The sequence below is a fragment of the Streptomyces coerulescens genome, assembly GCF_042657965.1.
In the GTDB taxonomy this organism is placed as follows: Bacteria; Actinomycetota; Actinomycetes; order Streptomycetales; family Streptomycetaceae; genus Streptomyces; species Streptomyces coerulescens.
Genome location: NZ_JBHSKM010000019.1, coordinates 622,455 through 643,961 on the forward strand (window position 1 = coordinate 622,455; position 21,507 = coordinate 643,961).

The 21,507-nt window shown below is 68.4% G+C and carries 20 protein-coding genes and 1 tRNA gene; 16 read left to right on the forward strand and 5 right to left on the reverse strand.

Annotation, left to right across the window (positions count from 1 at the left end; genetic code table 11):
* Window positions 1-9: 9 nt before the first annotated feature.
* From ACFPQ9_RS25780 to ACFPQ9_RS25805, 6 genes are all read left to right on the forward strand, one after another.
* Window positions 10-1,056 (forward strand): ABC transporter substrate-binding protein, encoded by a 1,047-nt coding sequence (locus tag ACFPQ9_RS25780; protein ID WP_380857737.1) that lies wholly within the window; start codon window positions 10-12, stop codon window positions 1,054-1,056.
* Between the two features lie 124 nt (window positions 1,057-1,180).
* A complete protein-coding gene (locus ACFPQ9_RS25785; protein ID WP_380857740.1) occupies window positions 1,181-1,993 on the forward strand; it encodes a siderophore-interacting protein in 813 nt (270 codons plus the stop codon).
* Window positions 1,994-2,123: 130 nt separating this feature from the next.
* Complete coding sequence (desA, locus tag ACFPQ9_RS25790) at window positions 2,124-3,566, forward strand: lysine decarboxylase DesA (RefSeq protein ID WP_380857743.1); 1,443 nt, start codon at window positions 2,124-2,126, stop codon at window positions 3,564-3,566.
* Window positions 3,550-4,827, forward strand: a complete 1,278-nt coding sequence (locus tag ACFPQ9_RS25795; RefSeq protein ID WP_380857746.1) for a lysine N(6)-hydroxylase/L-ornithine N(5)-oxygenase family protein — start codon at window positions 3,550-3,552, stop codon at window positions 4,825-4,827. The genes desA and ACFPQ9_RS25795 overlap by 17 nt, the downstream gene beginning before the upstream one ends.
* Window positions 4,824-5,363, forward strand: a complete 540-nt coding sequence (locus ACFPQ9_RS25800) for a GNAT family N-acetyltransferase (RefSeq protein ID WP_380857749.1) — start codon at window positions 4,824-4,826, stop codon at window positions 5,361-5,363. Before ACFPQ9_RS25795 ends, ACFPQ9_RS25800 begins: the two co-directional genes overlap by 4 nt.
* Window positions 5,360-7,129 (forward strand): IucA/IucC family protein, encoded by a 1,770-nt coding sequence (locus tag ACFPQ9_RS25805; protein ID WP_380857752.1) that lies wholly within the window; start codon window positions 5,360-5,362, stop codon window positions 7,127-7,129. The genes ACFPQ9_RS25800 and ACFPQ9_RS25805 overlap by 4 nt, the downstream gene beginning before the upstream one ends.
* A gap of 153 nt (window positions 7,130-7,282) precedes the next feature.
* Here ACFPQ9_RS25805 and ACFPQ9_RS25810 read toward each other — a convergent pair whose 3' ends face one another.
* Window positions 7,283-8,857, reverse strand: a complete 1,575-nt coding sequence (locus tag ACFPQ9_RS25810; RefSeq protein WP_380857755.1) for a beta-N-acetylhexosaminidase — start codon at window positions 8,855-8,857, stop codon at window positions 7,283-7,285.
* A 95-nt stretch (window positions 8,858-8,952) separates the two neighbouring features.
* On the opposite strand from ACFPQ9_RS25810, the gene ACFPQ9_RS25815 reads away from it, so the two are divergent.
* Window positions 8,953-9,846 carry a DUF4429 domain-containing protein gene (locus ACFPQ9_RS25815; RefSeq protein WP_380857758.1) on the forward strand — a complete coding sequence of 298 codons (894 nt, stop codon included), beginning with the start codon at window positions 8,953-8,955 and terminating at the stop codon, window positions 9,844-9,846.
* Between the two features lie 5 nt (window positions 9,847-9,851).
* Here ACFPQ9_RS25815 and ACFPQ9_RS25820 read toward each other — a convergent pair whose 3' ends face one another.
* Window positions 9,852-11,414: a purple acid phosphatase family protein gene (locus ACFPQ9_RS25820; protein ID WP_380857761.1), complete on the reverse strand. Its 1,563-nt coding sequence runs from the start codon at window positions 11,412-11,414 to the stop codon at window positions 9,852-9,854.
* 175 nt (window positions 11,415-11,589) lie between these two features.
* Between ACFPQ9_RS25820 and ACFPQ9_RS25825 the strand changes: the two genes are divergently transcribed.
* Both ACFPQ9_RS25825 and glmS read left to right on the forward strand, forming a co-directional pair.
* On the forward strand, window positions 11,590-11,847 hold the full coding sequence (locus ACFPQ9_RS25825; RefSeq protein WP_030944376.1) for a hypothetical protein: 258 nt from the start codon (window positions 11,590-11,592) through the stop codon (window positions 11,845-11,847).
* Window positions 11,848-11,861: 14 nt separating this feature from the next.
* Window positions 11,862-13,679, forward strand: coding sequence for a glutamine--fructose-6-phosphate transaminase (isomerizing) (gene glmS / locus ACFPQ9_RS25830; protein WP_380857765.1), 1,818 nt, complete (start codon window positions 11,862-11,864; stop codon window positions 13,677-13,679).
* Between the two features lie 171 nt (window positions 13,680-13,850).
* Here the strand turns inward: glmS and ACFPQ9_RS25835 are convergent, their stop codons facing one another.
* On the reverse strand, window positions 13,851-14,417 hold the full coding sequence (locus ACFPQ9_RS25835; RefSeq protein WP_380857768.1) for a GPR1/FUN34/YaaH family transporter: 567 nt from the start codon (window positions 14,415-14,417) through the stop codon (window positions 13,851-13,853).
* Between the two features lie 151 nt (window positions 14,418-14,568).
* Window positions 14,569-15,096: a universal stress protein gene (locus ACFPQ9_RS25840; RefSeq protein WP_380857771.1), complete on the reverse strand. Its 528-nt coding sequence runs from the start codon at window positions 15,094-15,096 to the stop codon at window positions 14,569-14,571.
* Between the two features lie 343 nt (window positions 15,097-15,439).
* On the opposite strand from ACFPQ9_RS25840, the gene ACFPQ9_RS25845 reads away from it, so the two are divergent.
* From ACFPQ9_RS25845 to ACFPQ9_RS25865, 5 genes are all read left to right on the forward strand, one after another.
* Complete coding sequence (locus tag ACFPQ9_RS25845) at window positions 15,440-15,757, forward strand: hypothetical protein (protein ID WP_380857774.1); 318 nt, start codon at window positions 15,440-15,442, stop codon at window positions 15,755-15,757.
* A 377-nt stretch (window positions 15,758-16,134) separates the two neighbouring features.
* On the forward strand, window positions 16,135-17,361 hold the full coding sequence (locus tag ACFPQ9_RS25850) for a GlxA family transcriptional regulator (RefSeq protein ID WP_380857777.1): 1,227 nt from the start codon (window positions 16,135-16,137) through the stop codon (window positions 17,359-17,361).
* Window positions 17,362-17,512: 151 nt separating this feature from the next.
* Window positions 17,513-18,115 carry an oligoribonuclease gene (gene orn, locus ACFPQ9_RS25855; RefSeq protein ID WP_380857780.1) on the forward strand — a complete coding sequence of 201 codons (603 nt, stop codon included), beginning with the start codon at window positions 17,513-17,515 and terminating at the stop codon, window positions 18,113-18,115.
* 117 nt (window positions 18,116-18,232) lie between these two features.
* Window positions 18,233-18,305, forward strand: a tRNA-His gene (locus ACFPQ9_RS25860).
* A 120-nt stretch (window positions 18,306-18,425) separates the two neighbouring features.
* Window positions 18,426-19,721, forward strand: a complete 1,296-nt coding sequence (locus ACFPQ9_RS25865; RefSeq protein ID WP_380857783.1) for a site-specific integrase — start codon at window positions 18,426-18,428, stop codon at window positions 19,719-19,721.
* 507 nt (window positions 19,722-20,228) lie between these two features.
* Here ACFPQ9_RS25865 and ACFPQ9_RS25870 read toward each other — a convergent pair.
* Window positions 20,229-20,651, reverse strand: a complete 423-nt coding sequence (locus ACFPQ9_RS25870) for a hypothetical protein (RefSeq protein WP_359407202.1) — start codon at window positions 20,649-20,651, stop codon at window positions 20,229-20,231.
* Between the two features lie 262 nt (window positions 20,652-20,913).
* On the opposite strand from ACFPQ9_RS25870, the gene ACFPQ9_RS25875 reads away from it, so the two are divergent.
* The gene (locus tag ACFPQ9_RS25875; RefSeq protein ID WP_359407205.1) at window positions 20,914-21,189 is read left to right on the forward strand and encodes a helix-turn-helix domain-containing protein; all 276 of its coding nucleotides are present in this window, start codon (window positions 20,914-20,916) and stop codon (window positions 21,187-21,189) included.
* On the forward strand, window positions 21,186-21,464 hold the full coding sequence (locus ACFPQ9_RS25880; RefSeq protein WP_380857788.1) for a helix-turn-helix domain-containing protein: 279 nt from the start codon (window positions 21,186-21,188) through the stop codon (window positions 21,462-21,464). Before ACFPQ9_RS25875 ends, ACFPQ9_RS25880 begins: the two co-directional genes overlap by 4 nt.
* Window positions 21,465-21,507 lie beyond the last annotated feature (43 nt).

The window sequence follows — 21,507 nt, forward strand, 5'->3', positions numbered from 1 at the left end:
AGCGTACCCATGCCCAACGCCCGAGCCACCCACCTCACCCGCCGCGGCGTCCTCGCCGCCGGCAGCGCCCTCGGCCTCGGGGCCGTGCTGGCCGCCTGCGGGAACGACGACGGGAAAAGCGGCGGTTCCGGTGAGGCCACGACCGCTGCCAAGTCCGGCTCCTGGACGTTCAAGGACGACCGCGGCACCACGGTGAAGCTCGACAAGGTCCCGACGAAGATCGTCGCCTTCGTCGGCGTCGCGGCCGCCCTGTACGACTACGGCATCGAGGTCAAGGGCGTTTTCGGCCCGACCAAGACGCAGGACGGCAAGGCCGACGTCCAGGCCGGCGACATGGACGTCAGCAAGCTGACGGTCTTCGGCAACGTCTGGGACCAGTTCAACGTCGAGGAGTACGCGGCGTTCGCCCCCGAGGTCCTCATCTCCACGACCTTCGACGACGCCGGCACCCTCTGGTACGTCCCTGAGGCCTCCAAGGACAAGATCGCCAAGCTCGCCCCGAGCGCCGCCATCTCCGTCTACGACCGTCAGCTCACCCAGCCGCTGGAGCGGATGTGGGAGCTGGCCGGATCCCTCGGCGCGGACCTGAAGGCCGACGAGGTCGCCCAGTCGAAGAAGGACTTCGAGGCCGCGGCGGAGCGCCTGCGCAAGGCCGCGAAGGCTCGTCCCGAGATCAAGGTGATGGCCGGTTCCGCCAGCCAGGACCTCTTCTACGTCTCCGGCACCAACCTCTCCATCGACCTCGAGTACTTCAAGGCCCTCGGCGTGAAGTTCGTCGAGCCTCCGGAGAACGCGAAGACGGAGGGTGGCGGCTGGTTCGAGTCGCTGAGCTGGGAGAACGTCGACAAGTACCCGGCCGACATCATCATGATGGACGACCGGTCTTCGACGATTCAGCCGAAGGACATCACCGAGGCGACCTGGAAGAAGCTGCCCGCGGTGAAGGCGGGACAGGTCATCGCGCGTTCGCCCGAGCCGATTCTGTCGTATGCGAAGTGCACGCCGCTGCTGACGAGTCTGGCCGAGGCGATCGAGAAGGCCAAGAAGGTCGCCTAGGCGCTCCGCTGGGAGAACCGGTTCAGCGCCGTAAGCCCAACGCACCGTGGTGAACTGCGAGTCCGCCGTGGCTGGTCGCGCAGTTCCCCGCGCCCCTTTGGGGCGCGTCACCTCTGGAGCAGACATGACCACCGCCATTGCCACCACCCCCTTCCGGTTCTTCTCTCTTCAGGTCGTGCGGACGCGGCGGCTCGGGCCGTCCATGGTCCGGGTCACCTTCGGTGGGGAGGAGCTGGCGCACTTCTTCTCCGACGGGCGTGACCAGTCGCTGTCGTTGTTCCTGCCGCATCCCGGGCAGAGCGAGCCGCAGGTTCCGCTGGAACTCGGGGACGGGTGGTGGCAGGGGTGGCGGGACCTGCCGGACGACGTGCGGGCCGTGATGCGGTCGTACACGCTGCGTGCCCTGCGCCGCCAGCCGGACGAGATCGACATCGACTTCGTGCTGCACAGCCCGGCCGGGCCCGCGTCCGAGTGGGCCTCCCGGGCCGGCGCCGGTGACCGGGTGCTGTTGCTCGGGCCCGCCCTCGCCGACAACCGGGCGATCCGGTTCCGGCCGCCGGAGGACACCGATCTCGTCGTCATCTGGGGTGACGAGACCGCCGTACCCGCCGTCTCCGCCATCCTCGAAACCCTGCCGGCCGGCACAGTTGCGCGCGTGTGGCTGGAGGTGCGCGACGCCGCGGACATCCAGGATCTGGCGACGGAGGCCGACGCCGGGATCACCTGGCTGGTGCGGGAGGACGGGCTCGACGCCGTCCGCGCCGAGCAACTCCCGCCCGCGGAGCGGCCGTACGTCTGGATCGCGGGTGAGTCCGGCCGGGTGAAGGCGCTGCGCCGGCACTTCGTCGGTGAGCGCGGGATCGACCGGCGCCGGGTGACGTTCGTCGGCTACTGGCGCCAGGGGATGACCGAGGACCAGCTGCGCGCCGCCGAGTAGGCACTTCCGGAATCGACGTGATCACAGTCACGGTCGAGCCTGCCCTCACGCTTCGCTACTTAGGTTAGGCTAACCTAAGTTGAACCCCCCACCTCCGCACTCACGGCCCGTCCCACCGAAGGACCTCCCCATGCGCTCGCACCTGCTCAATGACACGACCGCGGAGCGGTACCGCAGCTCCGTGACCGAAGGTATAGAGCGGGTGGCAGCCAAACTCGCCGCCACCGACCGTCCGTTCACCGGTGTCACCGTCGACGCCCTCGCCCCCGCCATCGACGCGATCGACCTCGACCAGCCGCTGCTCGACACCGCCGCGGTGCTCGACGAGCTGGAGGACGTGTACCTCCGCGACGCGATCTACTTCCACCACCCCCGCTATCTCGCCCACCTCAACTGCCCGGTCGTCATCCCGGCCGTGCTCGGCGAGGCGATCCTCTCCGCCGTCAACTCCTCCCTGGACACCTGGGACCAGTCGGCCGGCGGCACCCTCATCGAGCGCAAACTGATCGACTGGACGACCGCGCGGATCGGGCTCGGTGCGAACGCCGACGGTGTCTTCACCTCCGGCGGCACACAGTCCAACCTGCAGGCGCTGCTGCTGGCCCGCGAGGAGGCCAAGAGCGACAACCTCGCCGAACTGCGGATCTTCGCCTCCGAGGTCAGCCACTTCAGTGTGAAGAAGTCGGCCAAGCTCCTCGGCCTGAGCGCCGATTCGGTCGTCTCCGTCCCCGTCGACCACGACAAGCGGATGCAGACCGTCGCGCTCGCCCATGAGCTGGAGCGCTGCCGGAAGGACGGCCTCGTGCCCATGGCCGTCGTCGCCACCGCCGGGACCACCGACTTCGGCTCCATCGACCCACTGCCCGAGATCGCCGAGCTGTGCGAGCAGTTCGGCACCTGGATGCACGTCGACGCCGCCTACGGCTGCGGTCTGCTCGCCTCCGTGAAGTACCGGGGCCGCATCGACGGCATCGAGCGCGCCGACTCGGTCACCGTCGACTACCACAAGTCCTTCTTCCAGCCGGTGAGTTCGTCGGCCGTGCTGGTCCGGGACGCCTCGACCCTGCGCCACGCCACCTACCACGCGGAGTACCTCAACCCGCGCCGCATGGTGCAGGAGCGCATCCCCAACCAGGTCGACAAGTCCCTCCAGACCACCCGCCGGTTCGACGCGCTCAAGCTGTGGATGACCCTGCGCACGATGGGCGCCGACGGCATCGGGCAGCTCTTCGACGAGGTCTGCGACCTGGCCGTGGAGGGCTGGCAGCTCCTCGCCGCCGACCCGCGCTTCGACGTCGTCGTGGAGCCGACCCTCTCCACCCTCGTCTTCCGCTACATCCCCGCCGCCGTCACCGACCCGGCCGAGATAGACCGCGCCAACCTGTACGCCCGCAAGGCCCTGTTCGCCTCCGGCGACGCGGTCGTGGCGGGCACGAAGGTCCAGGGCCGCCACTACCTGAAGTTCACCCTGCTCAACCCCGAGACGACGGCCGAGGACATCGCCGCCGTCCTCGACCTGATCGCCGGCCACGCCGAGCAGTACCTGGGAGAGTCCCTTGACCGCGCGTCCTGAAAACCCGACCACAACCCATGACTTCGTGGGGATCGGGCTCGGCCCGTTCAACCTCGGCCTCGCCTGTCTGACCGAGCCGATCGACGAGCTCGACGGTGTCTTCCTGGAGTCGAAGCCCGACTTCGAGTGGCACGCGGGCATGTTCCTGGACGGCGCCCACCTGCAGACCCCGTTCATGTCGGACCTGGTCACCCTGGCCGACCCGACCTCGCCGTACTCCTTCCTGAACTATCTGAAGGAGAAGGGCCGGCTGTACTCGTTCTACATCCGCGAGAACTTCTACCCGCTGCGGGTCGAGTACGACGACTACTGCCGCTGGGCCGCGGACAAACTGAGCAGCATCCGGTTCGACACGACGGTGACGGAGGTGACGTACGAGGACGATGTCTACGTCGTACGCACCGCCACCGGTGACCTCTACCGCGCCCGCCACCTCGTCCTCGGCACGGGCACCCCGCCCTACATACCCGAGGCCTGCCAGGGCCTGGGCGGCGACTTCCTGCACAACTCCCGCTATCTCCAGAACAAGTCGGAGCTCCAGAAGAAGGAGTCGATCACGCTCGTCGGCTCCGGGCAGTCCGCGGCCGAGATCTACTACGACCTGCTCAGTGAGATCGACGTCCACGGCTACCGGCTGAACTGGGTCACCCGCTCCCCGCGCTTCTTCCCGCTGGAGTACACCAAGCTCACGCTGGAGATGACCTCCCCGGAGTACATCGACTACTTCCGCGAGCTGCCGGAGGCCACCCGCTACCGGCTCACCGCCGAGCAGAAGGGCCTGTTCAAGGGCATCGACGGCGACCTGATCAACGAGATCTTCGACCTGCTCTACCAGAAGAACCTCGGCGGCCCGGTCCCGACGCGACTGCTCACCAACTCCTCCCTCGACAGCGCGCGGTACGAGAACGGCACGTACACGCTGTCCTTCCGCCAGGAGGAGCAGGGGAAGGACTTCGAGCTCGACTCCCAGGGCCTGGTCCTGGCCACCGGCTACAAGTACGCCGAGCCCGAGTTCCTCAAGCCCGTGCGCGACCGCCTGGTCCACGACTCGCACGGCAACTTCGACGTCGCCCGCAACTACGCGATCGACGTCACCGGCCGCGGTGTCTTCCTCCAGAACTCCGGCGTCCACACGCACAGCATCACCAGCCCCGACCTGGGCATGGGCCCGTACCGGAACGCGTACATCATCCGCGAGCTGCTCGGCACCGAGTACTACCCGGTCGAGAAGACGATCGCGTTCCAGGAGTTCTCCGTATGAGCATCGGTACGTTCACCATCCACGCGCTCGACCCGCTGAAGGACGCCGAGCTGCTGCACCGCTGGGTCACCGACCCCAAGGCGGCCTTCTGGATGATGCAGGACGCGAAACTCCAGGACGTCGAGCGCGAGTACATGCGCATCGCGGCCCATCAGTACCACCACGCCTACCTGGGCCTGCACGACGGCGAACCGGCCTTCCTGATGGAGAGCTACGACCCCCGCTACGTCGAGCTGGTCGGCCTGTACGAGCCCGAGCCCGGCGACGTCGGCATGCACTTCCTGGTCGCGCCGACCGACCGGCCGATCCACGGCTTCACCAAGGCGGTCATCACCGCCGTGATGGACGAGCTGTTCGCCGACCCGCGCACCCGCCGGGTCGTGGTCGAGCCCGACGTCGGCAACAAGGCCGTGCACGCGCTGAACGAGGCCGTCGGCTTCGTGCCCGTCCGTGAGATCGACAAGCCGGAGAAGCGCGCGCTGCTGAGCTTCTGCACGCGCGATCAGTACCTGGCGGCCCGAGGAGCAGCCGTATGACCCTGTCCGACGCCGTGGCGCATCTGTCCCCCCACCGCTGGGCGCGGGCCAACCGCCTCCTGATCCGCAAGGCACTCGCCGAGTTCGCACACGAGCGGCTGATCACCCCTGAGCAGGAGGGCGATCAGTACGTCGTCCGCAGCGACGACGGCCTGACCCGCTACACCTTCACCGCGGTGCTCCGCGCGCTCGACCACTGGCAGGTCGACGCCGACTCGATCACCCGGCACCGCGACGGGGCCGAACTCCCGCTCACCGCACTGGACTTCTTCATCGAGCTGCAGAAGTCCCTGGGCCTGAGCGACGAGGTCCTGCCGGTCTACCTGGAGGAGATCTCCTCCACCCTCTCCGGCACCTGCTACAAGCTGACCAAGCCGCAGGTCCCGGTCGCCGAGCTCGTCGGGTCCGGCTTCCAGGCCATCGAGACCGGCATGACCGAGGGCCACCCCTGCTTCGTCGCCAACAACGGACGGCTCGGCTTCGGCATCCACGAGTACCTCTCGTACGCCCCCGAGACCGCGAGCCCGGTCCGCCTGGTCTGGCTGGCGGCCCACCGCTCCCGCGCCGCCTTCACAGCCGGGGTCGGCATCGAGTACGAGACCTTCGTCCGCGACGAGCTGGGCACGGAGACCGTCGAGCGCTTCCACGCCGTCCTGCGCGAGCAGGAACTGGACCCCGCCGACTACCTCCTCATCCCCGTCCACCCCTGGCAGTGGTGGAACAAGCTCACGGTCACCTTCGCCGCCGAGGTCGCCCGCCGGCACCTGGTCTGCCTGGGCGAGGGCGACGACGAGTACCTGGCCCAGCAATCCATCCGGACCTTCTTCAACACCACCAGCCCCGAGAAGTACTACGTGAAGACGGCCCTGTCCGTCATCAACATGGGCTTCATGCGCGGTCTGTCGGCCGCCTACATGGAGGCGACGCCGGCCATCAACGACTGGCTGGCCGGGCTCATCGACAACGACCCGGTGTTGCAGGCCACGGGCCTGTCGATCATCCGCGAGCGTGCCGCCGTCGGCTACCGGCACCTGGAGTACGAGGCGGCGACGGACCGCTACTCGCCGTACCGCAAGATGCTGGCGGCGCTGTGGCGCGAGAGCCCGGTGACCCAGCTGAAGGACGGCGAGTCACTGGCCACCATGGCCTCCCTCGTCCACGTCGACCACGAGGGCGCGTCCTTCGCGGGCGCCCTGATCGCCCAGTCGGGCCTCACCCCGACGGAGTGGCTGCGCCGCTACCTGAAGGCGTACTTCACCCCGCTCCTGCACAGCTTCTACGCCTACGACCTGGTGTACATGCCGCACGGCGAGAACGTCATCCTCGTCCTGAGGGACGGCGTCGTGCAGCGCGCGATCTACAAGGACATCGCCGAGGAGATCGCCGTCATGGACCCGGACGCGGTACTGCCGCCGACGGTCGAGCGGCTGCGCGTGGACGTGCCGGAGGACAAGAAGCTCCTGTCCGTCTTCACGGACGTCTTCGACTGCTTCTTCCGCTTCCTCGCCGCGAACCTCGCGACCGAGGGAATCCTGGAGGAGGACGACTTCTGGCGCACGGTCGCCGAGGTCACCCGGGACTACCAGCACTCGGTGCCCGAACTCGCCGACAAGTTCAAGCAGTACGACATGTTCGCCCCCGAGTTCGCCCTGTCCTGCCTCAACCGCCTCCAGCTGCGCGACAACAAGCAGATGGTGGACCTGACGGACCCGGCGGGGGCCCTCCAGCTGGTGGGCAACCTGAAGAACCCGATAGCGGGCCTGTAATCACGGCCCCACACGGACAGGCGGGCACCCCGGAGTACGGTCCTCCTGGGTGCCCGCCGGCACCAACGCCCTGCTTTTAGGGGCGCGAGGCTGTATCAATTTGCGGCTCCGCCGCGGGGCGCGACCAGCCCCCACCGACCCGCAGACGACGAATCACCAAGAAACCTGCGGCGACCGATAGAAGTCGATCCCCAACGCCTCCCACCGCGGCCCCTGCGCAGCAAGCCGCACCTTGTAGGTGTCCCAGTCATGCGTGGCAGCCGGCGACCACCCCAGCTCGGCCACCCCCGCCAGCCGCGGAAACGCCATGTACTCGATGTCGTCGGACTTGGTGAGCGTCTCCGACCACAGCGGCGCCTCCACACCCCGGACCGCTGAAGCCGGCACCCCCGGGAGGTAGTTGCCCGGATCCCAGTCGTACGACCGCTTCACCTCGACCAACCCGGCCCAGTCAAGGCCCAGGGGCGTGTCGGCGGTGTACTTCATGTCGAGGTAGATCCGGTCGGCCGGGGACAGCACGACCCCCGTGCCGTTCCGCGCGGCAGCCGCAACCTGCGCCTTCTCCTCGGCGCTCGTGTCGTCCAGCCCCCAGTACTGCGCCAACGCCCCCCGCGAGGGGTTCGCTCCGGTCAGCTGGTGCCAGCCGATCACGGTCTTGCCGTACTTGGCGACGAGCGGCTGCACCCGGTCCATGAACGTCACATAGTCCGCGTGGCTGGTGGAGTGCGCCTCGTCACCGCCGATGTGCAGGTACTTGCCCGGGGTGAGCTCGGCCAGCTCGCGGATCACGTCGTCCACGAAGTCGTACGTGATCTCCTTGTTCACGCACAGCGAGCTGAAGCCGACCTCGGTGCCGGTGTAGAGCGGCGGTGCCACCCCGTCACAGTTCAGCTCGGCATACGACGCCAGCGCCGCGTTGGTGTGGCCCGGCATGTCGATCTCCGGGACGACCTCCAGATAGCGGGAGGTCGCGTAGCGGACGATCTCCTTGTAGTCGGCCTTGGTGTAGTACCCGCCGGGGCCGCCGCCGACCTGGGTCGAGCCGCCGTAGGCCGCAAGGCGCGGCCAGGAGTCGATGGCGATGCGCCAGCCCTGGTCGTCGCTGAGATGCAGATGCAGCTTGTTGATCTTGTAGAGGGCGAGCTGGTCGATGTAGCGCTTGACCTGGTCGACGGTGAAGAAGTGCCGGGAGACGTCCAGCATCGCGCCGCGCCAGCCGTAGCGCGGGGTGTCCTTGATCGTGCCGCCCGCGACCAGCCAGGGGCCGGACTGGACGGAGTCCTTCTCGACGGCGGCCGGGAGCAGCTGGCGCAGGGTCTGGACGCCGTGGAAGAGCCCGGCGGGGGCCGCCGCGGTGATGGTGACGCCCTTGCGGCCGCTGTCGAGGCGGTAGCCCTCCGCCCCGAACGAACCCTTGGACAGCCGGAGTTGGATGCCACCGGCGCCGCGGTCGGTGACCGGGAGGCGGTAACCGGTGGAGGGGCGGAGGACACCCGCGAGGTACTCCCCGACGCGGCGGCTCTCCCGGGAGTCGTCGACGCGGATCCGGGTGCCGCGGGTGATCCGGTAGGGGGTGCCGCCCGAGCTGACCGACGCGGGCGCGGGGACCACGCGGTCCAGCGGGGTGGGCGGTGCAGCCTGGGCGGGAGCGGCTCCTGTGACCGAGGCGGCCATCGCGACCAGCAGCAGGGAACCGAGAAGGCGGAGCGTTCTGTGGTGCTGTCTCACACTGCGATCTCTCACAGACGTGTCCCTTCCATGAGCCATTGCGCTCCAAGAGGTCTGGACCACTCTCTCGTGAGACTGGTGGAACAATCCACCCCATGGCGGAAATCATCCAGAAGGACGGCACGTGGGTCTTCGACGGCGACGCACTGCGACTGACTCCCGGACGGGACAAGAACGTCAGCCTGTTCCGCAAGACGCTGGGTGAACTGGTCCTCCCGCTGGGAGCGTTGGCGGGAGTCTCCTTCGAGCAGGGCAAGAAGGCCGGACGGCTGCGGCTGCGCCTGCGCGACGGCGCCGACCCGCTGCTGCACGCCACCGGCGGCCGGCTGACCGAGCCCAACGACCCGTACCAGCTGATCGTGGAGTCCGACCGCTACGGCGTCGCGGAGTACTTCGTGGACGAGGTGCGCAACGCCCTGCTGCTGGACGAGGTCCCGGCCGACCCGGTCGACGCCTATCTCGTGCCGAGTCCTTCGGTCCCGCTGTCCGTCTCCGCCGGGGACGCCACCGCCAGCTTCGACGGCGAGCGGGTCCGTCTGGAGTGGAACTGGAAGACGGAGGACGCCAAGGCCGCCGCGGGCACCCGCTCCCTCGCGCTGGCCGACATCACGGCCGTGGAGTGGCATCCGGCGGCGGGCCTGGAGAACGGCCACCTCCGCTTCACCGTCAGGAACGCCTCCACCAAGGCCCCGCCCAAGTACGACCCCAACGCCGTGGAGCTGTGGGGCTTCAAGAAGGACCCGCTGATGGCCCTGGTCGCGGCGGCGGTCCAGGCTCGCCTGCCGCATCCGGCCAGGGCCACCGCGGATGTGCCGGAGCCGCGAGCGGAACTGCCCGCCGCCCCGGCCGCGGCCGCGGCCGCGGCCGCGGAGGACGACCATGACGCGCTCCTGCGCCGCCTGCGCGAGCTCGGCGAGCTCCATCGCACCGGCGTCCTGACGGACGAGGAGTTCACGATGGCCAAGCAGGCGGTGCTGAAGCGGATGTAGCGGGCCTACTTGGCCTTGCGGGCCACCGTGAAGTGGTCGATCCGGTCACCGGTCTCGGCGATGCCCGAGACCTTCAGGGTGGCGTACCGGCCGCGCGGCGCGGGGTTCACGTCCACCCTCAGGAACGAGTAGTTGAGGTACCGCACCCGCGACCAAGTGACGGTCTCATTCTTCTTGCCGTCCTTGAGGTTGACGAAGGAGGCCACGGAGTCGACCTCGTTCTCGTGCCCCTCGTAGGAGTCGGGCGCGGAGAACGCGTACAGGCTGCGGCCCGCCGCGCCCGCCGTGACGTACACGACGCCCTCGGTCTCGGGAAAGGCCGTGCCGCCGATCGGCAGCTTCTTGACGACCTCGTCCCCCTTGATCACATCCGTGCGCTCGTACTGGTGGTTGTGACCGTTGATGACCAGGTCCACCTGGTACTTCTCGAACAGCGGCACCCACTCCTGGCGCACACCCCCCTCCGAGGCGTGCGCGGTGGAGGTGCAGTACGCGCAGTGGTGGAAGAACACGACGACGAAGTCGATGTCGTGGGCGGCCCGGAACCTCTTCAGCTGCGCCTCGAACCATGTGCTCTGGGTGCCCCCGGAGATACCGAGGTTGGCCGGGATCTCGTACGACACGTCGTTGGGGTCGAGCGAGATGATCGCGGTGTTGCCGTGGACGAAGGAGTAGACGCCCGGCAGGTTCGTGCGGTCCGGCCCGTTGTCGGGGAGCGTGAAACGGGCCTCCTCGCCGCCGTAGCCGTTGGGCGAGTACCAGGCCTCCATGTCGTGGTTGCCGTAACTCACCATCCACGGCACCGACTTGGCGACCGACTCGGTCTGGTACAGGAACTGGTCCCAGGTGCGGGAGTCGAAGCCGGTGTCGGAGGGCTTGCCCTGGCCGGCCGGGTCACCGTACGCGATGTCGCCGGCGTGCAGATGGAAGCTCGGGTTCTGGCCGAGGATCAGGCTGTCGTTGGCCAGCGCGTGATAGCTGACGCCCTGGTCACCGAAGGCCGTGAAGGTGAACGGCTCCTTGTACGCGGGGGCGGTGGTGAAGGTGCCCAGGGTGCCGAGGAGGTGCGGCTCGGCGGGGTCGAAGCCCTGGTGGCCGACGCCGTAGTAGTACGTCCGGCCGGGGCGCAGGTGGGTCAGCCTGGCGTGGACGTAGTACTGGGTGTGGTCGCCGCTGGCGCCGACGCCGGCCGGGGTGTAGAGGCTGCGGACCTCGGCCTCGATCTTGTGGGAGAGGTCCCAGGGGTGGGCGCCGATGCGGATGAACGGCTTCCGCACGGCGACCGGCACCTGCCACGAGACGGTCATCTCGGTGCGTGCGTCGCTGCCGTAGGCGAGGTGGCGGCCGAAGGGGGCGACGAGCGCGCCGTCGACGGTCTCGGTGCGCGGGGCCCGCTGGGTCGGTACGGCCGCCCGGGCGGTGGCGCCTGGCACGAAGGTGCCGCCGGCGACGGCGCCGAGGGTGACGGCGCCGCCTCTGATCATCGTGCGCCGGGAGAACTTGGTGCGCAGGTACTCGTGCTGTTCGGCCATGCTCATGCGCTCGGCCAGCTGCTGGGGTACACCCATGCGAGGAATGTCCATGGCGTCACAAGCTGGTCGGTGCACACATCCCCCCGCGGAACAACCGCTCATGGAACCCCCATGGGCGTTCCATAACTCTCCCAAAGCCTCCTGACACCCACTTGCCCGAAATCGGGCAGGATTCTTGCGAAGCGGTCCCCGATACCCCAGGATCTACCGAGTGCACGACGACCTTGTTGATCATCTGACCCGGAGCACGCCCCTCAGCAGGGGCGAAGCGCTGCGGGTGATCCAGGACGTGCTCGCCTACTTCGACGAGACGACCGAGGAGTTCGTCCGTCGCCGCCACCGCGAGCTCCAGGCCCAGGGCCTGGTGAACGCGACGATCTTCGAACGGATCGAGGCGGACCTGAAATACCGGACGGTGGCACCGCCGGAGCTCACGCTCCGCCAGCTGCGCCGGATCGTCTACGGCTAGGGATACCTCTATATATGTGCGGAATCGTCGGATACATCGGCAAGCGTGATGTGGCGCCCCTGCTGCTCGAAGGCCTGCAGCGCCTTGAGTACCGCGGCTACGACTCGGCCGGCGTGGTCGTCTCCTCCCCGAAAGCGCCCGCCCTGAAGATGGTCAAGGCCAAGGGCCGGGTCCGTGACCTGGAGGCCAAGGTCCCGGCGCGCTTCAAGGGCACCACCGGTATCGCCCACACCCGCTGGGCCACCCACGGCGCCCCCTCCGACGTGAACGCCCACCCGCACCTGGACGCCGAGGGCAAGGTCGCCGTCGTCCACAACGGCATCATCGACAACGCCTCCGACCTGCGCCGCAAGCTGGAGGCCGACGGCGTCGAGTTCCTCTCGGAGACCGACACCGAGGTCCTCGTCCACCTGATCTCCCGCTCGCAGGCGGAGAAGCTGGAGGACAAGGTCCGCGAGACGCTGCGCGTGATCGAGGGCACGTACGGCATCGCGGTCCTGCACGCCGACTTCCCGGACCGCATCGTCGTCGCCCGCAACGGCTCCCCGGTCGTCCTGGGCATCGGCGAGAAGGAGATGTTCGTCGCCTCGGACATCGCGGCCCTGGTCGCCCACACCCGTCAGATAGTGACGCTGGACGACGGCGAGATGGCCACCCTCAAGGCCGACGACTTCCGCACCTACACGACGGAGGGCACGCGCACGACCGCCGAGCCCACCACCGTCGAGTGGGAGGCCGCCTCCTACGACATGGGCGGCCACGACACCTACATGCACAAGGAGATCCACGAGCAGGCCGACGCCGTGGACCGCGTGCTGCGCGGCCGCATCGACGACCGCTTCTCGACGGTCCATCTGGGTGGGTTGAATCTGGATGCCCGCGAGGCCCGCCAGATCCGCCGCGTGAAGATCCTCGGCTGCGGCACCTCCTACCACGCGGGCATGATCGGCGCCCAGATGATCGAGGAGCTGGCCCGTATCCCCGCGGACGCCGAGCCGGCTTCCGAGTTCCGCTACCGCAACGCGGTCGTGGACCCCGACACCCTCTACATCGCGGTCTCCCAGTCCGGTGAGACCTACGACGTCCTCGCGGCCGTCCAGGAGCTGAAGCGCAAGGGCGCCCGGGTGCTCGGCGTGGTGAACGTGGTCGGCTCGGCGATCGCCCGCGAGGCGGACGGCGGCATCTACGTCCACGCGGGCCCCGAGGTCTGCGTGGTCTCCACGAAGTGCTTCACCAACACCACGGTGGCCTTCGCGCTCCTCGCCCTGCACCTGGGCCGCACCCGCGACCTCTCCGTCCGGGACGGCAAGCGGATCATCGAGGGCCTGCGCAAGCTGCCCGCCCAGATCGCCGAGATGCTGGAGCAGGAGGAGGAGATCAAGAAGCTGGCCCAGGAGTACGCCGAGGCGCACTCGATGCTCTTCATCGGCCGTGTCCGCGGCTACCCGGTCGCCCGCGAGGCCTCCCTCAAGCTCAAGGAGGTCTCCTACATCCACGCCGAGGCCTACCCCGCCTCCGAGCTCAAGCACGGCCCCCTGGCCCTGATCGAGCCGGCCCTCCCCACGGTCGCGATCGTCCCCGACGACGACCTGCTGGAGAAGAACCGCGCCGCCATGGAGGAGATCAAGGCCCGCAGCGGCAAGATCCTCGCGGTGGCCCACCAGCACCAGGAAAAGGCCGACCAGACGATCGTCGTCCCGAAGAACGAGGACGAACTCGACCCCATCCTGATGGGCATCCCCCTCCAACTCCTGGCCTACCACACGGCCTTGGCCCTGGGCAGGGACATCGACAAGCCGCGCAACCTCGCAAAGTCGGTAACGGTCGAGTAGCCAACCCCTATTCAGGGGCGCAGCCCCTGCCTTGAGGGGCGCGGGGAACTTGCGCGACAAGCCCCCACAAACCCGCAGAGGCCGACGAACAAGACGGACCCCACGTGATGCCACCATTCACGGGGGGTCCGTTTCGATTGCCGGGGGCCGCCCAACCCCCGGCCTGCGCAGCTAACCGGCGGCCGTCACCCCCCGGCCCGCAGCGCGTCGAGGAAGTGCGGTCGGCCAGTGGGCCAGAGCGGCGGTCGCGGCGTACCAGGCCACCGCCCCCGCGGCGACGGCGAACCAGCCGCCCACCTTGGTGAGCCCGTCGTTGTCGGCGAAGCTCGCGATGCCCATGAGCAGCAGGCCGACGAAGAACAGCCCGTACGTGCCCTGGCCGAGCTGGTCGCCGCCGGCGAGTGTGAGGGACAGCGCCACGAGGGCGAACAGCAGCAGGAAGAGCCCCGCGGCATTGGCGGACACCTGATTGTCGGCGGCGACGGCCCAGGTGAACCAGAGCGCGCCGAGGGCCACGAACGCGGTGCCGTTCGCGGCGTCACGATCCCGGAGGGCCATCAGGCCGGCGACGAAGAGGGCAATGCCGCCCACGTACTGGGCGATTGATACGGCGTCAGCGGCCGAAACGCCGTCGATCACATCGGCGTACCCGAGGCCGAAGGCCAACAGGGTGATTCCGAGGGCGAGTCGGCCGACCACGCTGGTGATTCCGCTTCCCGCAGAGACGTCGTTGTCCACGGCGGGCTCCCTTCATGCATGTGCAGTTGTGCGGTGTGCGATATATGCCCTTCACAAGGGCACAAACACCTCTACGCGCGAGTAGGTTCACGCTTCGCAGAAAGGAGTGCGGACGTCCCGAACGACTCATCTCACCTGGGACAACGGCGAGTTACGGAATGACAACGACGGGACGCTTGGCCCGCTTGGCGAGCCGCCCCGCGACGGACCCGAAGATCCGCCCGACGATGCCCTGCGTGGAGCCGACGACGATCGCGTCCGCCTCGTACTCCCGCCCGACCTCTTCGAGTTCGTGGCAGATGTCGCCGCCGCGCTCGACCAGGATCCACGGCACCTCGGAGAGGTACTCCGCGCACGCGAGTTCGAGGCCGAGCACCTCGGTGCGGTGATCCGGTACGTCGACGAAGACCGGCGGCTCACAGCCCGCCCACACCGTGGTGGGCAGCCGGTTGGCGACATGAACGATGATCAGGCCCGACCCGGAGCGATGGGCCATGCCGATGGCGTACGCGAGGGCGCGCTCGCTGGAGGTGGAGCCGTCGAAGCCGACGACCACGCCGTGCTTGAAGGCTGGATCGCAGGAATGGCGTGGCTCTTCCGCCGCCAGGGGCTCGGCCGCCGTGGGGTCGGCGACGGGCCGCTTGCGGTCCGCTGGTTCGAAGAATTCGTGACCGGCCATGGCTGTCTCGGCGTATTGATCCTTATATGGGTGGGCCCGCGAGCGGAGCTCTGTGAATGCAGCTGTGCGGCGGAGCTGTGTCCGGGAATGGTCTTCCCAACCCCATACCCCAAGGGTACGGCGGCACGCCTCCTTAGCCCAGATACCCGCTCACGGTCGGTGCGGGTTCCAGGGAGCATGCACGAGGGGACGCCCGTAACGCAATGCTTGCTGCGGTGTACAGGCGGTTTGCACAGGATTCACTTGCGCGCGTCGTACGGACCGCCCACCACCAGTGACCGACGGCCCCCCAGCCGCGTTGATCACCACGAGCACCGCCCAGGCAGCCCAGGAGCACATATCCATGTCCGGACCTCGCACCCCCGCCGAGGACAGCACCACCGACGTGGTCCGCTGGGCGGCCTTCAGCTGCGTCCTGGTCCCGGTGGTCCTGCTCCTGTACGGCACCTCGCTGGCCGGCGCCACCGGCACGGCCCTCGGCCTCGCCGCCGTGACGGCCGTGTGCCGCCTGCTGCTGCGCCAGTCGGAGCGGGGTGCGACGCGGCTGCGGCAGGAGGAGCTCCACGGCCCGTCACCGCGGCGCCGCGGCCGCCATCACCGGACGGGAACCGGGGCTCATAGAGGCGGACGTCACACTGGGGGAAATACACCGGTCGGCTGACCGGTTTTCACGCCTCGGCACGCCACTTTTCAGCCAACTTCTGGCGTGCATGCATCCCCTGCCCAGAACGCCCCTCAACCCCCGTTCCACCTGCACGGAAAGGGCCTCAGGGGGTCTGCGCACCCTACGTGGATTGGCCACCGCGACAAGGCGCACTTCCCTGCACGGCCCGCGAGTGCAACGCTTCGTGATCGAATGCTTCACGCCAAGTTGCCAAGTCGACAATGTGCCGAGTGCCGAACCGGCCACTGCGGCGCGATGCGACACAGTAGATTCGATCTTGACTGTCTACGGCGGGGGACTCGTGCAGGACCGAGGGGAAACGTGCAGGAGCGACACAACCGAGGAGCCGCGACCACCGAGGGGGGCTTAGCAGTATGAGCCACGACTCCACTGCCGCGCCGGAAGCCGCGGCCCGGAAGCTTTCCGGGCGACGCCGCAAGGAGATCGTCGCGGTGCTGCTGTTCAGCGGCGGCCCCATCTTCGAGAGTTCCATACCGCTGTCGGTGTTCGGGATAGACCGCCAGGACGCCGGCGTGCCGCGCTACCGACTACTGGTGTGCGGCGGCGAGGAAGGCCCACTGCGGACCACAGGGGGCCTGGAACTCACCGCGCCACATGGCCTGGAGGCGATCTCACGGGCGGGCACGGTCGTCGTGCCGGCCTGGCGTTCGATCACCTCACCGCCACCGGAGGAGGCGCTCGACGCACTGCGCCGGGCGCACGAGGAAGGCGCCCGCATCGTCGGGCTGTGCACCGGCGCCTTCGTCCTCGCGGCGGCGGGCCTGCTGGACGGCCGCCCCGCGACGACGCACTGGATGTACGCACCGACGCTGGCCAAGCGCTATCCGTCGGTTCACGTGGATCCACGTGAACTGTTCGTCGACGACGGCGACGTGCTGACATCGGCCGGCACCGCGGCCGGAATCGATCTCTGTCTCCACATCGTGCGGACGGACCACGGCAACGAGGCGGCCGGCGCGCTCGCCCGCCGCCTGGTGGTCCCGCCGCGCCGATCCGGCGGTCAGGAGCGCTACCTCGATCGATCTTTACCGGAGGAGATCGGCGCGGACCCGCTCGCGGAGGTCGTCGCCTGGGCGCTGGAGCACCTGCACGAGCAGTTCGACGTGGAGACGCTGGCGGCACGCGCGTACATGAGCCGCCGGACGTTCGACCGCCGGTTCCGCTCGCTGACGGGAAGCGCTCCGCTCCAGTGGCTGATCACCCAGCGGGTCCTGCAGGCGCAGCGGCTGCTGGAGACGTCCGACTACTCGGTCGACGAGGTCGCGGGCCGCTGCGGCTTCCGCTCGCCGGTGGCGCTGCGCGGCCACTTCCGCCGTCAGCTCGGCTCGTCGCCGGCCGCCTACCGTGCGGCCTACCGTGCCCGGCGTCCGCAGGGTGACCGGCCGGCGGACGCGGAGCCCACGGTCGGACCGAGCGTGCCGCAGGGCCCGCCGCCCTCCGCGTACCCCGACGCCGGACCGGTCCCGCTGCAGGCCCGACGCACACCGGCGGCCGTGGGCCCGCCCGCGCCCTCGGACAACGGGCGTGAGCTGTACGTAGGAGGCCGGGCAAGCCTGCCGGGCCAGCGCAGCGGAGCCTGACCTCGCAACGCCGGACGGGCCGGGATCTCAGCCCGTCCGGCGTTTGAGGACGAGGCCGTCCAGGCGGAAGCGGGGGTCCGGGGGCAGCCCCCGTGACGTCAGCGCCAACGCGGGGCACCCAATACACGGACGTCAGCCGTAGGGTGGTCGCATGAACGATCGCATGGTGTGGATCGACTGCGAGATGACCGGCCTCTCGCTGTCCGACGACGCGCTCATCGAGGTTGCCGCCCTCGTCACCGACTCCGAGCTGAACGTCCTCGGCGAGGGCGTGGACATCGTCATCCGCCCGCCGGACGCGGCGCTGGAGACGATGCCGGAGGTGGTGCGTCAGATGCACACCGCGTCCGGGCTGCTCGCCGAACTCGCCGGCGGCACGACCCTGAAGGACGCCGAGGACCAGGTCCTCACCTACGTCCGCGAACACGTCAAGGAACCCGGCAAGGCGCCGCTGTGCGGGAACTCCGTCGGCACCGACCGCGGCTTCCTGCTGCGTGACATGCCGACCCTGGAGGACTACCTCCACTACCGGATCGTGGACGTCAGCTCCATCAAGGAGCTGGCCCGGCGCTGGTATCCGCGGGCCTACTTCAACAGCCCGGAGAAGAACGGCAACCACCGCGCCCTCGCCGATATCCGCGAGTCGATCGCCGAACTCCGCTACTACCGCGAGGCCGTCTTCGTGCCCCAGCCCGGCCCCGACTCGGACACCGCGAAGTCGATCGCCGCGAAGCACGTTCTGCCTGCTCAGTAGGTGTGCGCGGGGGGTGCGCGAGGGTGCCGCGAAAAGGCGTGCGCGAGCACCCCTTCGGACCCTGTACACTTTTTCTCGGCCGGTCGGGGACTCCACGGAAGTCAACAACCGGTCATGGTGGGTGTAGCTCAGCTGGTAGAGCACCTGGTTGTGGTCCAGGATGCCGCGGGTTCGAGTCCCGTCACTCACCCTTAACGATCAAGGGCTGACCTGTGTAAACAGGTCAGCCCTTCGTCGTCTCCGGAATGTTGGGAACATCACGGGAACAAAGAGGGGTCAGACGCCGCCCATTCGCCCCTATCGTCCCCCCATGGCAAGCATCGTGAAGCGACCCAAGAAGGACGGCCCGCCCACCTTCCAGGTGAAGTGGCGCGAGGACGGGACGTGGCAGACCGAGAACTTCGGCGGCGACGAAGGCGAGCAGCAGGCCGGCCAGTTCCGGAAGCTGGTCGAGGCGCACGGCAACCGATGGCCCCACGGCTGGATCAAGGGCCGCGGATTCGTCGAGCCGGACACCGACCCCCGCGACGTCGATCTGATCACCTGGGCGTACCGGTACGTCGACGGACTCACGGGGATCACCGAGCGCACCCGGGCCGACTACAGGCGCGACGTCGGGCGGCACTTCGCCGGCGTGCTGTACCGGCGCGAGGACGGCAGCGAGGTCCGCCTCGGCGGCCTCGCCCATACGCCCGCAGGCGGAGGGCCGGCCGTCCCCGCGACCGTGTGCAACGTGACGGCCGACGACATCCGCGACTGGGTCCGCGCCCAGGAGAACGGCATCCCGCACCCGGACAAGGAAGGCGAGTGGCTGCGCCAGGAGGCGAGCGGCAAGAGCATCTGCAACCGGCACGGGCTGCTGTTCTGCGTCTTCCAGGCCGCGGTGGACGCGGCCACTCCCCTGCGTACCGACAACCCCTGCTCGAAGACGAGGCTGCCGCGGGGCGACGACGGCATCGAGGAGGAGATGACGTTCCTCGAGCACGACGAGTACGCCCGGATCTCCAGCTGCATGCGCGAGATCGATCCGGCCGCGGCCGACCTGGCGGACTTCCTCGTCGGCACGGGGCTGCGGTGGGGTGAGGCGTCTGCCTTGCAAGCGCGCGATGTGAACCTGACGCGGCGGACGATCAACGTACAGCGCGCGTGGAAGCGCAAGGGGGACTCGGCCACCTTCGAGCTGGGGCCGCCGAAGACGAAGCGATCCCGGCGGACGCTGGCACTATCCGACAGCCAGATGGAGATGCTGCGCCGGCACCTGGTGGGGCGGGAGCCGGAGGACTTCATCTTTCGGGGAGGGATGGGGAAGGCCTGGCGGCACAGCAATTTCTTCCACAGGAAATGGCAGCCGGCAGTGCGGGCGGCCATCGAGCGAGGGCTGACGAAGCGGCCACGGCTGCACGACCTGCGGCATACCCATGTGGCGTGGCTGATCGAGAAGAACATCCCGCTGCCGGCGATCCAGGCGCGGGTGGGGCACGAGTCGATCACGACGACGGTCGACCGGTACGGGCACCTGGTGCGGGCCCTGGATGGTGAGATCGCCGCGGCGGTGGAGGCCGCGATGGGAGCGCCGACGTCGCAGGCGCTGCGTGCTGTGGTGTGAACACGCGGCAGGGGGCCGCACGGTGTACGTGCGGCCCCCTGCCGGTGCGGAATCGATTCGCCTACCAGCGCTGCGGGTTGGGCCAGTTCTGGGTCCACATTCCGGTGCTGGCTATGTGGGTCATGTAGTCCCGCATTTCGCGTCGGCACTGCTCGGTCATGGCCCCTTTGGTAATGAGCCACACGAACTTGCCGTTCTTCTCTGCGGGCTGGACGGCCCTACCTCCTGGGAGAGCGGAGACGAATCTCATTTCAACTTCAATGCGGTGTGGTTCTTGGCGTCCGGCGGACTCCCCCGAGGCGTCCTGTGTCATGGCGTGTTGCCCCCTTGCATGAACACGCACCCACGCCTTGACCAGCAGGCATAGGTGACCCAATCGAGTGATGCCGCTTCCCAGGCGGATCATCGACTGTGCCATATGGGGCACGGTGTGACCAGAGGTGAACAACAAGTAGTCGAAAGTAGTACTAACCAGAGATCGACTGAGCGTAATCGCTGGCCAGAGCCTTACTTCGACTTGTCGTCCAGCGCAATGTCGGCCAGTTTCGTAAGGCGCTCGAGACTCTCGTCATCCATCTCATCAATGCGCGCGATCAGAACACGGGCCCTCTCTGAGCCGTTCCAGTGCTCGGCGATGTAGCCCTGATACTGGGCAGCGACGGCGCGCTGAATGGCCGTGAGCGGCAGCTGGAAGGCGGCGTGCAGGGCGCGGCACTGCGCCTCACTGGGGGCGCTGGCGATGCGGTCCTTGAGAAGGTTCTCGAGGGTGCCGCGCTTGTAGAGGGGGCCGGCGTCAGGGTTGCGGGGGTCGATGGTGGCGTCGGCCGCAGTTCTGTAGGACAGGCCCAGCTCGGTCATGCGGTTCTTCAGGAGGTCCGACAGGTCGGACCTGCCTACTTCATCAGCGACAGGCTCTTTGGCCGTCATCATCGTCTTCTCCTGGTCACCTAGGCCGGGGGGTTGCCCATGTGGCGCGTGTGACGGTGTTGGCATATTCGCTGATCAGGCGACCTACCCGCCACGTTACATAGCCATAGTGTCCAAGATTCATGGCCTCTCGCGCCACCCCCAGCGAGGACCTTGACCAAATCCATTACCGGCAGCTGTCCATTTTTTCTGGACAGCTCGCCCAATCTCGTGTCACTCTGGTGCTGCCCAACTTTTCTGGACGCACCGCCCAAGAGGTTTGCCCGTGACGCGAGAACCCAGATACGCCCTGCTCAAGCCGCACACCCTGCGCGACCTGATGACCCGCACGGCGGACGGGTCTGAGATCAGCGGCCGTGCGCTGGCCACCGCGGTCGGCATCCCGCACGGCACGATCGATGGCCTGCTGAACGGCACCACCCGGACACAGCCTGCCCCGGTCGCTCGCGCCATCTGCCGCGTGATCGGCATCGACGTCGGGTGCCTGTGGGCCGAGACCGGCCGCAAGGTCCCCGACGACAACGCCGAGACGCCGGCATGACCCGCCGACTCAAGTACTCCAAGGCTGCCGAAGAGCTCGGCATCGAGGAGTCCTGGCTGCGCCGCCACATCAAGCAGCTGCCCCACTCCAAGGTCGGCCGCGTCGTGTACTTCACGGACGCCGACCTCGAGCGGATCGACCAGCTGCACCACCACGAGCCGAGCACCGGCCCACTCGCAGCAACTTCCAAGCCCAGCACCTCGGCGACATCTCACCCGCTCGCCAACCTGCGCCCCCTGCCGCGCCGCGGCACGGCACACGCGAACGTCTCCTGACACAAACAGGGCCGCTGCTGACCTGCCCGTCCGCAACGGCCCC

What these genes read in the sequence shown, in the direction of transcription:
- ACFPQ9_RS25780 (WP_380857737.1), top strand. Translation starts at nt 10, where the DNA reads ATGCCCAACGCCCGAGCCACCCACCTCACCCGCCGCGGCGTCCTCGCC.
- ACFPQ9_RS25785 (WP_380857740.1), top strand. Translation starts at nt 1,181, where the DNA reads ATGACCACCGCCATTGCCACCACCCCCTTCCGGTTCTTCTCTCTTCAG.
- desA (WP_380857743.1), top strand. Translation starts at nt 2,124, where the DNA reads ATGCGCTCGCACCTGCTCAATGACACGACCGCGGAGCGGTACCGCAGC.
- ACFPQ9_RS25800 (WP_380857749.1), top strand. Translation starts at nt 4,824, where the DNA reads ATGAGCATCGGTACGTTCACCATCCACGCGCTCGACCCGCTGAAGGAC.
- ACFPQ9_RS25805 (WP_380857752.1), top strand. Translation starts at nt 5,360, where the DNA reads ATGACCCTGTCCGACGCCGTGGCGCATCTGTCCCCCCACCGCTGGGCG.
- ACFPQ9_RS25815 (WP_380857758.1), top strand. Translation starts at nt 8,953, where the DNA reads ATGGCGGAAATCATCCAGAAGGACGGCACGTGGGTCTTCGACGGCGAC.
- ACFPQ9_RS25820 (WP_380857761.1), bottom strand. Translation starts at nt 11,414, where the DNA reads ATGGGTGTACCCCAGCAGCTGGCCGAGCGCATGAGCATGGCCGAACAG.
- glmS (WP_380857765.1), top strand. Translation starts at nt 11,862, where the DNA reads ATGTGCGGAATCGTCGGATACATCGGCAAGCGTGATGTGGCGCCCCTG.
- ACFPQ9_RS25840 (WP_380857771.1), bottom strand. Translation starts at nt 15,096, where the DNA reads ATGGCCGGTCACGAATTCTTCGAACCAGCGGACCGCAAGCGGCCCGTC.
- ACFPQ9_RS25845 (WP_380857774.1), top strand. Translation starts at nt 15,440, where the DNA reads ATGTCCGGACCTCGCACCCCCGCCGAGGACAGCACCACCGACGTGGTC.
- ACFPQ9_RS25850 (WP_380857777.1), top strand. Translation starts at nt 16,135, where the DNA reads ATGAGCCACGACTCCACTGCCGCGCCGGAAGCCGCGGCCCGGAAGCTT.
- orn (WP_380857780.1), top strand. Translation starts at nt 17,513, where the DNA reads ATGAACGATCGCATGGTGTGGATCGACTGCGAGATGACCGGCCTCTCG.
- ACFPQ9_RS25865 (WP_380857783.1), top strand. Translation starts at nt 18,426, where the DNA reads ATGGCAAGCATCGTGAAGCGACCCAAGAAGGACGGCCCGCCCACCTTC.
- ACFPQ9_RS25870 (WP_359407202.1), bottom strand. Translation starts at nt 20,651, where the DNA reads ATGATGACGGCCAAAGAGCCTGTCGCTGATGAAGTAGGCAGGTCCGAC.
- ACFPQ9_RS25880 (WP_380857788.1), top strand. Translation starts at nt 21,186, where the DNA reads ATGACCCGCCGACTCAAGTACTCCAAGGCTGCCGAAGAGCTCGGCATC.